Origin of the sequence: Mycobacterium sp. SMC-21 (genome assembly GCF_045310825.1) — a bacterium.
Classification (GTDB): Bacteria; Actinomycetota; Actinomycetes; order Mycobacteriales; family Mycobacteriaceae; genus Mycobacterium.
In genome coordinates, this window is the sequence record NZ_JBJIAO010000022.1 from 79457 (window position 1) to 90475 (window position 11019).

General features: G+C 68.2%; 7 protein-coding genes. 3 read left to right on the forward strand and 4 right to left on the reverse strand.

The window, feature by feature from the left end:
• Window positions 1-33: 33 nt before the first annotated feature.
• Window positions 34-642, forward strand: coding sequence for a hypothetical protein (locus ACJH6H_RS20035; protein WP_346416934.1), 609 nt, complete (start codon window positions 34-36; stop codon window positions 640-642).
• Between the two features lie 184 nt (window positions 643-826).
• On the opposite strand, the gene ACJH6H_RS20040 is transcribed toward ACJH6H_RS20035, so the two are convergent.
• Window positions 827-2578 (reverse strand): MFS transporter, encoded by a 1752-nt coding sequence (locus ACJH6H_RS20040; protein WP_346416971.1) that lies wholly within the window; start codon window positions 2576-2578, stop codon window positions 827-829.
• A 185-nt stretch (window positions 2579-2763) separates the two neighbouring features.
• Window positions 2764-4050 carry a multidrug effflux MFS transporter gene (locus tag ACJH6H_RS20045; RefSeq protein WP_371824521.1) on the reverse strand — a complete coding sequence of 429 codons (1287 nt, stop codon included), beginning with the start codon at window positions 4048-4050 and terminating at the stop codon, window positions 2764-2766.
• 160 nt (window positions 4051-4210) lie between these two features.
• On the opposite strand from ACJH6H_RS20045, the gene ACJH6H_RS20050 reads away from it, so the two are divergent.
• On the forward strand, window positions 4211-4981 hold the full coding sequence (locus ACJH6H_RS20050) for a hypothetical protein (RefSeq protein WP_212812605.1): 771 nt from the start codon (window positions 4211-4213) through the stop codon (window positions 4979-4981).
• A 207-nt stretch (window positions 4982-5188) separates the two neighbouring features.
• Complete coding sequence (locus tag ACJH6H_RS20055) at window positions 5189-8860, forward strand: multifunctional oxoglutarate decarboxylase/oxoglutarate dehydrogenase thiamine pyrophosphate-binding subunit/dihydrolipoyllysine-residue succinyltransferase subunit (RefSeq protein WP_406775653.1); 3672 nt, start codon at window positions 5189-5191, stop codon at window positions 8858-8860.
• Here ACJH6H_RS20055 and ACJH6H_RS20060 read toward each other — a convergent pair.
• Both ACJH6H_RS20060 and ACJH6H_RS20065 read right to left on the reverse strand, forming a co-directional pair.
• On the reverse strand, window positions 8835-9950 hold the full coding sequence (locus ACJH6H_RS20060) for a DUF692 domain-containing protein (protein WP_406775651.1): 1116 nt from the start codon (window positions 9948-9950) through the stop codon (window positions 8835-8837). The two genes, ACJH6H_RS20055 and ACJH6H_RS20060, sit on opposite strands and share 26 nt — an antisense overlap.
• The gene (locus ACJH6H_RS20065) at window positions 9947-10858 is read right to left on the reverse strand and encodes a TIGR04222 domain-containing membrane protein (protein ID WP_406775652.1); all 912 of its coding nucleotides are present in this window, start codon (window positions 10856-10858) and stop codon (window positions 9947-9949) included. The genes ACJH6H_RS20060 and ACJH6H_RS20065 overlap by 4 nt, the downstream gene beginning before the upstream one ends.
• Window positions 10859-11019: the final 161 nt, after the last annotated feature.

The window sequence follows — 11019 nt, forward strand, 5'->3', positions numbered from 1 at the left end:
TCCGGTCCCAGAGGCTCCGGTAGCGTCAATATGGTGCGCCGATTCGCCGTGGTTGTTGCTCTCGGGCTGCCCTTGCTCGCGATCACCTCAGCACCCGACGGCCACGCCGCCCCGGCCTGCGGCACCACCGATCCGAGCCGCGCGCCCGCGGTCATCACCGGGTTCGACGGCTACGCGGCGGTGAACGTCTGCGATTACGCGGGGCCCAAGCATTACGGCTGGTCGTCGTACCGGTTCAAGACCGCCGGCGGCGTGCACTGCGAGCTGTACGACGGACCGAACTCGTGGCAGTACTACTCCAGCATCACGTGCTGGGGGAAGCTGCCGGGCGTACCCGCGGACGTGACCCAGGTGGAAGTCGCGGCCGGCAGCGTGGCGAGTTTCGGCCAGGCCGATGTGAAGCAGAAGGAAACGCAAAACGGTGGCGTGCCCGTCGACCCGGCCAGTTACCGGGAGCTGGCCCCCGGCCAGAAGATCGTCGTCCCCGGTGCCAAAGGCTCGGTCGACGAGAACGACGAAGTGTGCGCGACGGCGGGCGACGGCGCCCTCACCTGTGAAATCCAGAATCCCGGCGAGGCCTGGGGCCAGGACCGGAAGACCCACGGTTTCGTGCTGTCTGCGCAGGGCAGCCGCGTCTACTGAGCACGCGCAGAGACCGCCGCTGAGGCATCCGCGAGTGTGCGGACAGATCACAGATCTGCCGTTCCACGCGCACTGATTGCACACTCGCATGGATTGGCGGCGATCCTGCGGCACGAGCGTGCGAAGAGATCACCGATTCAGCGATTTCGGCGATCTGACTGCACGCTCGCGAACCGATCTTGACTCACATCGAATGCAAACCGTAGACGCCTGGGTCGTCGGCCTCGTCGTCTTCGCGGTAATGCCGCCCCCGGCGCGGTGCCGAAGGCGCCTCAGCTTTCATGACCTCCGGCCGACGCGGGCTGTGCCAGTGGTCGACGCGCATCGGGATAGGTGAGGTGCGCGGCTCGTCGGCGGCTTCGGACTCGTAATGCGCGTAGTCCTCGTCGGGTTCGGCGGGCACGTCGTACCAGTCCCACGGGTCGGAATCGTCCACGGCGTCGAACTCGGTGCGGTCGACGGTGTACTCGACGTAGTCGTCGTCATCGGGAAAGTAATTGGGCTCGGGCGGCTCCGGGACGGAGGTCCGGGGCCGCACCAGCGGCGCCGCCGTCGCCTGACCCCGCAGGAACAGTGCGGCGACGACCCCGAACAACGCGACGAACGCCGGCAGCAGCAGCGACTGCGACATCGCGGTGGCGAACGGCTCGTGCAGGAACGGCGGCAGGGTCACCGGTGTGCCTTCGCCGGCGACGGGCCGTCCGCCGGTCGGCATCTCGGCGCTGATCCGGGACGTCATGTAGGCGGCCATGCCGGCGCTGCCGAGTACCGAACCGACCTGCCGCGTCGCGTTGTAGACGCCGGATCCGGCGCCGGCCAGCCGCGGCGGCAGGTTGCGGGTGGCGGTGGCCGCCAAGGGCGACCAGATGAACGCCATGCCGATGCCCATGGCGATGAACGGCAGCACCAGCTGCCACAGCGGGGTATCGGGGGTCAGCCCGAACGACAGCCACGTCAGCCCGATCGCCAGCGCCGAAAAGCCCGATCCGACGATCGGCTGCGGCGGATGGCGGTCGATGAGCTTGCCCACGAGCGGCGCCAGCATCCCGGACACCACCGCCATGGGCGCGGTGAGCAGAGCCGACTCCGTCGCGCTCAGGCCGAGGACGGCCTGCGCATGGAACATCACCGGCAGGATCATCGCGGTGACGCAGAAGCCGATGGTGGCCACGGCCACGTTGGACAGGCAGAAGTCGTTGTCGTGGAACACCGTGAGCGGGATCAGCGGCTCGTCCGGGTTGACCGACTGCCAGTACACGAAGGCGGCCATGAAGCCCAGGCCGGCGAGGATCACCAGCCAGATCCACCAGGCCCAGTCGTGGGTCTGCCCCTCCTGCAGGCCGAACACGATGCCGAACATGCCGACGCCCGACAGCACCACGCCGAGGATGTCGAAGCGGTGCCGCTCGGTCGGCAACTGCGGGACCAGCACCCAGGCCAGAGCCAGGCCGACGATGCCGATCGGCACGTTGACGAAGAAGATCCACTGCCAGCCGAGGTGGTCGACCAGGACGCCACCGGCCAGCGGGCCGACCAGCGTCGCCACCCCGGCCGTGGCACCCCACACGCTCATGGCCGCGCCCCGGCGTTCGGGCGGGAAGATTCGCGTGATCGTGGACAGGGTCTGCGGCGTCAACAGCGCCGCGCCCAGACCCTGCACGACGCGTGCGGCGATCAGCATCCCGATGCTGCCGGACAAACCGCACCACAACGACGCCAGCGTGAACACCGCCAGGCCCGTCAGGTACAAATTGCGGGGCCCGAAGCGGTCACCGAGCCGGCCCGCGACGAGCAGCGGTACCGCATACGCCAGCAGGTAAGCGCTGGTCACCCAGATGACACCGTCGTAGTCGGTGCCGAGCTTCTGCATGATGACGACGTTGGCGACGGCAACGATCGTGGAATCGACCAGGATCATGAAGAAGCCGAACATCATGGCCCAGAGGGCATGCCACGGCCGACTCACTTGCGCAGCACTCACCGACGAACTCCGGCGGAAATCAACGTATGCATGCAGTCGGTATCAAGTCTGGTGGCCGGCCGATGTGCCGGTCTCGACTTCGACGCTACGGACAGTCGCGGATCCGAACAAGTCAGCAGTTCGGCGCCGCGACCACAGACCTAATGGCGGTGGCGTTCGTGTCCCGATTCGCCCTTGTCGCCGACGGCCAGCAGTGCGAACAGGGCGACCACGACGCCCGTCGTCATCACGCCCGCGAGCGCCAACTCACCGTTGCCCAGCGCGCCGACGAGCGGCGCCACTGCCGCGCCGAGCCCGAACTGGGCGGCACCCAGCGCGGCCGCAGCGGTGCCGGCGGCATCCGGGTGACGAGCCAGCGCGACGGCAGGTGTGTTCGGAATCACGAGCCCCATCGCGGCCAGCATGGCCCACACCGGGATCAGGAAACCGGCCAGCCCGCCCACATGCAGTACGGCCAGCGCGACGAACACGAGGCCGAACACCGACGCGGCGATCAGGGCGACCACAGCGATCTTCTGCGGCTCGAACCGGCGCAGCAGCACGACGTTGAACTGCGTGGAACCGATCAGCGCGATGGCACCGGCCGCGAACACCAGGGCGAAGGTCTGCTGATCCAGGCCGTAGCGGCCCTGCAGCACGAACGCGGCCCCCGCGATGTACGCGAACAGGCCCGACATGCCCAGGGCACCGACGAGGACCAGCACCACGAAACGGATATCGCTCAGCACCTCGACGTACGTCCGCAGGATGGCGCGCAGTTGCAGCGGGCGCCTGTCGGCGACCGCGAGGGTCTCGGGCAGGGCCAGCACCGCCACCGCCAGGATCGCGCCGCCCAGCACGGCGAGCGCGGCGAACACCCAGTGCCACGAACCGCGCAGCAGCACGGCCGCACCCAGCGATGGCGCCAGCACCGGCGCCACGCCGAGGACCAGGATCAACCGCGACATCACGACGGCCGCGACCGACTCTTCGAACAGGTCGCTCACGACAGCGACGGCCACCACAGATGCCGCGGCGGCACCCACACCCTGCAGCGCGCGGGCGATGCCCAGCACCTCGATGTTCGGCGCGAACAGGCACAGCAGCGAGGCCGCCATGTGCAGCAGGATGCCGGCGACCAGCGGGCGCCGACGGCCCAGCGCGTCCGACAGCGGACCGACGATCAGCTGGCCGAGGGCCAGGCCGCCCAGCGTCCCGGTCAGCGTCAGCTGCGCGACCGACGACGACAACCCCAGCTCAGAGGCGATGCGGGGCAGCGCCGGCAGGTACATGTCGATGGTCAGCGGGCCGAGTGCGACCAACAGGCCCAGCACCACGATCATCCGGGTACGGCTCGGCGCCGGACGTACTTCCGGGGCCTCGGCGGGCACGCCACTGTCGGTCGCGTCGCCTACCGCTGTCAGATCCACAAGGGGCGATGCTGCCATGAATATGGTTAGCAATGCATACCGGTTTTTTCTTCCCGGCAAATCGGCAGCATTCAGATGTGATCGCCGGCTCAGCTGGTGCCGGGCACTCAGATGGCACGCCGATCGTTGACCACGCGTTAGCCTGAATTCCTGTGTACGGAGATGGAGAGGCCGGCCGATGAGTGCTCGCTCCAGCATGAAGGGGCAGTTGCCTGTGAAGCATGACGCCCACACCGAGAACCCTGGCGCTGCCGCCAAGGCGCTCTCGCACATCCTCGAGGGCGGGGCCCGGGTGCAGGCGCCGGCTGTGGCCGCCTACGTGAACCGGCTACGGGAGCACAACCCCGGTGCCACCCCGGCCGAGATCATCACCAAGCTCGAGAAGCACTACATGGCCGCGACCATGGCCAGCGGTGCCGCCGTCGGATCGGCCGCGGCCTTCCCCGGCATCGGCACGCTCGTCGCGATGTCGGCGGTTGCCGGTGAGACCGTGGTGTTCCTCGAAGCGACCGCGGTGTTCGCCCTCGCGGTGGCCGAAGTGCACGGCATCCCGGTCACCGAGCGGGAGCGTCGTCGCGCGCTGGTGCTCGCCGTTCTCGTCGGTGATGAAGGCAAGCACGCCATCGGAGACTTGCTCGGCACCGGCCGCACCAGCGGCGCGTGGCTGGCCGACGGCGCGGCGACCGTACCGCTACCGGCTGTCTCGCAATTGAATTCGCGGCTGCTGAAGTTCTTCGTGAAGAAGTACACACTCAAGCGCGGCGCCATCGCCTTCGGCAAGCTGCTGCCGGTGGGCGTCGGCGCGGTGATCGGCGGCGTCGGCAACCGGTTGATGAGTAAGAAGATCATCGAGAACGCCCGCGCGGCGTTCGGGCCCGCCCCCGCGCGGTGGCGCCAGACGCTGCTCGTGCTGCCCGAGGCGCGGGATAGCAAACCCTCCGCAGATTGATCCACCAATAGGTGGGCTTCCGCCGTCCGCGGAATCGGCCGACGGGTTAGCCTTAGGCGGCACGGGGGCGGGCGACCGCCAACACAACAGAGGGCGGGTACGCCGGGCTGAGGTCCGGCGCTCGTCGGACAGAAGGAAACGAGGCGAATAGCGGCCGTGAGCACATCACCTTCACCATTCGGTCAGAACGAGTGGCTGGTCGAAGAGATGTATCGCAAATTCCGTGAGGACCCGTCCTCGGTGGACCCGAGTTGGCACGACTTCCTTCGTGACTACAACCCCGAACCCATCACGGACACAACGGATTCCGTAACCGTGGCAACCCCCGCGCCCGCCGCCGCACCCGCGGCTCCGGCGGCCGCGCCGGCTCCCGCCGCGGCCCCTGCCGCTCCGGCTGCCCCGGCCGCCGCGCCTGCCAAGGCCGCCCCTGCCAAGGCTGCCCCCGCCAAGGCCGCCGCCGGACCCGCGCCCGCAGAGGACTCCGAGACGCAGACACTGCGCGGCGCCGCGGCCGCCGTCGTCAAGAACATGAACGCGTCGCTGGACGTGCCGACCGCCACGAGCGTGCGCGCCATCCCCGCGAAGCTGATGATCGACAACCGCGTCGTCATCAACAACCACCTCAAGCGCACCCGCGGCGGCAAGATCAGCTTCACCCACCTGCTGGGCTACGCGATCGTCCAGGCCGTCAAGCAGTTCCCGAACATGAACCGGTACTTCGCCGAGGTCGACGGCAAGCCGACGGCCGTCACACCGGCGCACACCAACCTCGGTCTGGCCATCGACCTGCAGAACAAGGACGGTTCGCGCCAGCTCGTCGTCGCGGCCATCAAGCGTTGCGAGACAATGCAATTCGGCCAGTTCATCGCCGCGTACGAAGACATCGTCCGGCGCGCCCGCGACGGCAAGCTGACCGCCGAGGACTTCAGCGGCGTCACCATCTCGCTGACCAACCCGGGCACCATCGGCACCGTGCACTCGGTGCCGCGCCTGATGCGCGGCCAGGGCGCCATCATCGGCGCCGGCGCCATGGAGTACCCGGCCGAGTTCCAGGGCGCGAGCGAAGAGCGCATCGCCGAGCTCGGCGTCGGCAAGCTCATCACCCTGACGTCGACCTACGACCACCGCATCATCCAGGGCGCCGAGTCCGGTGACTTCCTGCGCACCGTGCACCACCTGCTGCTCGACGACGACTTCTACGACGAGATCTTCCGCGAGCTGGGCATCCCCTACGAGCCGGTGCGCTGGCGGATCGACAACCCGGACTCGATCGCCCACAAGAACGCCCGCATCATCGAGCTGATCGCGGCCTACCGCAACCGCGGCCATCTGATGGCCGACATCGACCCGCTGCGGCTGGACAAGACCCGCTTCCGCAGCCACCCCGACCTCGACGTCAACACCCACGGCCTGACGCTGTGGGACCTGGACCGCGAGTTCAAGGTCGACGGCTTCGCCGGCAAGCAGTTCATGAAGCTGCGCGATGTGCTGTCGGTGCTGCGCGACGCCTACTGCCGCCACGTCGGTGTCGAGTACACCCACATCCTCGAACCCGAGCAGCAGAAGTGGCTGCAGGAGCGCGTCGAGGTCAAGCACGACAAGCCCACGGTCGGTGAGCAGAAGTACATCCTGTCCAAGCTCAACGCCGCCGAGGCCTTCGAGACCTTCCTGCACACCAAATACGTTGGGCAGAAACGCTTCTCGCTGGAAGGCGCGGAGGCCGTCATCCCGATGATGGACGCCGCCATCGACCAGGCGGCCGAACACAACCTCGACGAAGTGGTCATCGGCATGCCGCACCGCGGCCGCCTCAACGTGCTGGCCAACATCGTCGGCAAGCCGTACTCGAAGATCTTCAGCGAGTTCGAGGGCAACCTGAACCCGGCGCTGGCGCACGGCTCCGGCGACGTCAAGTACCACCTCGGCGCCACCGGCCACTACCTGCAGATGTTCGGCGACAACGAGATCGACGTGTCGCTGGTCGCCAACCCCAGCCACCTCGAGGCCGTCGACCCGGTTCTGGAGGGCCTGGTCCGCGCCAAGCAGGACCTGCTCGTCGGCGACGAGCACGACGACAGCGACGCCCACGGCCGCTTCTCGATCATGCCGATGATGCTGCACGGCGACGCCGCGTTCGCCGGCCAGGGCGTGGTCGCCGAGACCCTCAACCTGGCGCTGCTCAAGGGCTACCGCACCGGCGGCACCGTCCACATCATCGTGAACAACCAAATCGGATTCACCACGGCGCCAACGGATTCACGCTCCAGCGAGTACTGCACCGACGTGGCGAAGATGATCGGCGCGCCGATCTTCCACGTCAACGGCGACGACCCCGAGGCCTGCGCCTGGGTCGCCCGCCTCGCCGTCGACTTCCGTGAGGCGTTCAAGAAGGACGTCGTCATCGACATGCTGTGCTACCGCCGCCGCGGTCACAACGAGGGCGACGACCCGTCGATGACCCAGCCGTACATGTACGACGTCATCGACACCAAGCGTGGCGTCCGCAAGACCTACACCGAAGCCCTCATCGGCCGTGGTGACATCTCCATGAAAGAGGCCGAAGACGCCCTGCGCGACTACCAGGGCCAGTTGGAGCGGGTCTTCAACGAGGTCCGCGAGCTCGAGAAGCACGAGCTCGCCCCCAGCGAGTCGGTGGAAACCGACCAGACCATCCCGCAGCGCCTGCTGACGGCGGTCGACAAGTCGCTGCTCGCCCGCATCGGCGACGCGCACCTGGCGGTGCCCGAGGGCTTCAACGTGCACCCGCGTGTCAAGCCGGTGCTGGAGAAGCGCCGCGAGATGGCCTACGAAGGCAAGATCGACTGGGCGTTCGCCGAGCTGCTCGCCCTGGGCTCGATGGTCGCCGAGGGCCGGCTGATCCGGTTCTCCGGACAGGACACGCAGCGCGGCACCTTCACGCAGCGGCACGCGGTGCTCATCGACCGCGTCACCGGCGAGGAGTTCATCCCGCTGCAACTGCTGGCCACCAACACCGACGGCACCCCGACCGGCGGCAAGCTGCTGATCTACAACTCGGCGCTGTCGGAGTTCGCCGCGGTGGGCTTCGAGTACGGCTACTCGGTGGGCAACCCTGACGCCATGGTGCTGTGGGAAGCCCAGTTCGGTGACTTCGTCAACGGCGCGCAGTCGATCATCGACGAGTTCATCAGCTCCGGCGAGGCCAAGTGGGGCCAGCTGTCCGACGTCGTGCTGCTGCTGCCGCACGGCCACGAGGGCCAGGGCCCGGACCACACGTCGGGCCGCATCGAGCGGTTCCTGCAGGTGTGCGCCGAAGGTTCGATGACGGTCGCCATGCCGTCGACCCCGGCCAACTACTTCCACCTGCTGCGCCGGCACGGTCTCGACGGCATCCACCGCCCGCTCATCGTCTTCACCCCGAAGTCCATGCTGCGCAACAAGGCCGCGGTCAGCGACATCAAGGACTTCACCGAGATCAAGTTCCGCTCGGTGCTCGAGGAGCCGACCTACGAAGACGGCGTCGGCGACCGGTCGAAGGTCACCCGGGTGCTGCTCACCAGCGGCAAGCTGTACTACGAGCTGGTGGCCCGCAAGGCCAAGGACAAGCGCGATGACATCGCGATCGTGCGCATCGAGCAGCTTTACCCGCTGCCCAAGCGCCGGCTCAACGCCACGCTGGACCAGTACCCGAACGTGCAGCAGTACTTCTGGGTGCAAGAAGAGCCGGCCAACCAGGGCGCCTGGCCGACCTTCGGCCTGAGCCTGCCCGAATTGCTGCCCGAGAAGCTGACCGGCATCAAGCGCATCTCCCGCCGGGCCATGAGCGCGCCGTCGTCGGGCAGCTCGAAGGTGCACGCCATCGAGCAGCAGGCGATCATCGACGAGGCGTTCGCCCCGTAGCGTCGAACCTGAGCTTGGGTGCGAACTTCCGCCGGAATTTCGCACCCAAGCTCATTTTCGGCTGAGTATGGGCTCGCTTGTGGGCCAATGCAGCGCCGGCCACCGCAACACGGTCGGCATCGAATCCCGCCGGCGGGCCGGACAGCCCCAGCAGTGCCTGCAGCAGCGTGTCCTCGGCATCGGCCAGCGCACTCCGGGTGAGGTCCGACGGCTCGGCCCCCACTCGACCGGGTCGCCGCTGTGGTCCCGCGGCCCAGGGCCGTACCACGTCATCGCCGACTCGTCCGACAGCCGACCTGATTGCGGCCAACTCCCGAGCCAGCACGCTGGGCGCCGGGTAGGCGCCGTCGCGTTCCAGCATGACGGCGGGTAGCACGGTTCGGCTCGCGAGCTCGGCGAGCAGGTCCAGGATCGGCTCGGCGACGTCGGCGGTGTGGGTGTCGTGCCAGATGCCGTCGCGCAAGGCTCCCCCGGCGACGTGGACGTAGGCGATCCGATCCAACGGCAACGTATCGAGCGCAGCGATCGGATCGGCGCCGAAGTTGACGGCGGACGTGTACAGGTTGGCCACGTCCAGCAGCAGGAGCGCGCCCGTGCGCTCGATGATCTCGCACAGGAACTGCGCTTCGGTGAACTCGTCGTCGGGCCAGGACACGACGGACGCCACGTGTTCGAGGGCCAGCGGGACGGCCAACGCGTCCTGAGCGATCCGGACGTTGGCCACGACGACGTCGAGCGCGGCACGGCTGCGCGGCACCGGCAGGAGATGCCCGGCTTCGCGGTTTCCGGCACGCACGAAGGCGATGTGCTCGCTGACCAACGGGGCACCCAGGGCCGCCGCACACGCGCCGAGGTGCTCGAGCCGGGCGGGGTCGGGCCGCTCCGCACCGCCCAACGAGAGCGAAATTCCATGTGGCACAACGGGAATTCCGCGACTACGGACCGCCTCCAGCGAAGCCGGCAGGGCGCCGGGCCGGATGCCTTCGGCGATCACCTCCATGAACTCGACACCGGGCAGTCGCTCGATGGTGAGGTCGATCTCGGGCCGCCAGCCGATACCGACGGCAGGCCCGGGAGCTCCGGTGGTCATCCGCCGCACCCGCCGCAGCCGCCACAGCCACCGCCGCCACATCCCCCACCACCACCGCCGCAGCTGCTGCCGCTGCCGCAACCGCCGCCGCCCGTGACACCGACGCTGCCGAGCAACGAGGTACGCAGATCGTCGTCGGTCAGCGCGACGAAACCGAGCAGCGCGACGCCGACAACCTGTGCCTGACGGGCCGCGTCGGTGCGTCCGGTCTCCGCCGCAGGCTCGGCCAGGGCCACCCCGGACTCATACCGGTTGCGCATGCCCTGCAGGGCGAGTTGCCCTTCGGCGGACGGGCGGTGTGCCGCATCGGCAAGGAAAGCGCGCACCAGGACGAGTGTCGACAGACCGGTTGCCACCAGGAAAACGAACAGCAGAATGACCTTGTGGTGCAGCTCGATGCCGTTGATCAACCGGAGCACACCGACGACCCACACCGCGCACGGCAGCAGCGCACACGCCCGCAGGACGGTGGTCGACCCGCTGTCCAGAAGCAGGCCCCGGGCACGCAACCGCTCACCGATCGCCACGATCCGGGGATGCTTGCGCAGCCGCTTCATCGCCGTCCTCCGGCGGTGCGTGGCGGACACACCGTCGGCCACGGCAGCGTCCACATCGTCGATCAGCGTGGCGCCGGCGGCGACGGTGAGCGTGCCGCCGCGGGAAACCAGAAGCCGGTCGCTCAAGGCCAGGTTCGCGATCGCCGTGCTGACGGTACGGCCCGGCCCGCCGGCCAGATACGCGGTCTCATAAGGGTCCAGCAGCGGCCGCGGATTCGCGGCAGCGGTTTCCGCCGTTCCCGAGTGCGTCAACACGGCCCGGAAGCCGTACATCAACGCCAGCGCAAGCAGATACGTGACGAGATAGACGCCCAGAAACTGCGGTCCGGTCAGGCCCCACGATGCTGTCATCGGAATCAACTCCCTGCCGTCGGGTCGAAGAAGAGAAGCAATGCAGCGAGCGTCGCGGCAGGGGCGGCGTGCGTCGATGAAAATGGGCTCTTCACAGATGAGGGTGTAGAGGTGGTTGGCGCGTCGTTGCCGGGATAGAGGTCGAGGTCTCTCGAAAATGA

What these genes read in the sequence shown, in the direction of transcription:
- ACJH6H_RS20040 (WP_346416971.1), bottom strand. Translation starts at nt 2,578, where the DNA reads ATGATGTTCGGCTTCTTCATGATCCTGGTCGATTCCACGATCGTTGCC.
- ACJH6H_RS20045 (WP_371824521.1), bottom strand. Translation starts at nt 4,050, where the DNA reads ATGGCAGCATCGCCCCTTGTGGATCTGACAGCGGTAGGCGACGCGACC.
- ACJH6H_RS20050 (WP_212812605.1), top strand. Translation starts at nt 4,211, where the DNA reads ATGAGTGCTCGCTCCAGCATGAAGGGGCAGTTGCCTGTGAAGCATGAC.
- ACJH6H_RS20055 (WP_406775653.1), top strand. Translation starts at nt 5,189, where the DNA reads ATGTATCGCAAATTCCGTGAGGACCCGTCCTCGGTGGACCCGAGTTGG.
- ACJH6H_RS20060 (WP_406775651.1), bottom strand. Translation starts at nt 9,950, where the DNA reads ATGACCACCGGAGCTCCCGGGCCTGCCGTCGGTATCGGCTGGCGGCCC.
- ACJH6H_RS20065 (WP_406775652.1), bottom strand. Translation starts at nt 10,858, where the DNA reads ATGACAGCATCGTGGGGCCTGACCGGACCGCAGTTTCTGGGCGTCTAT.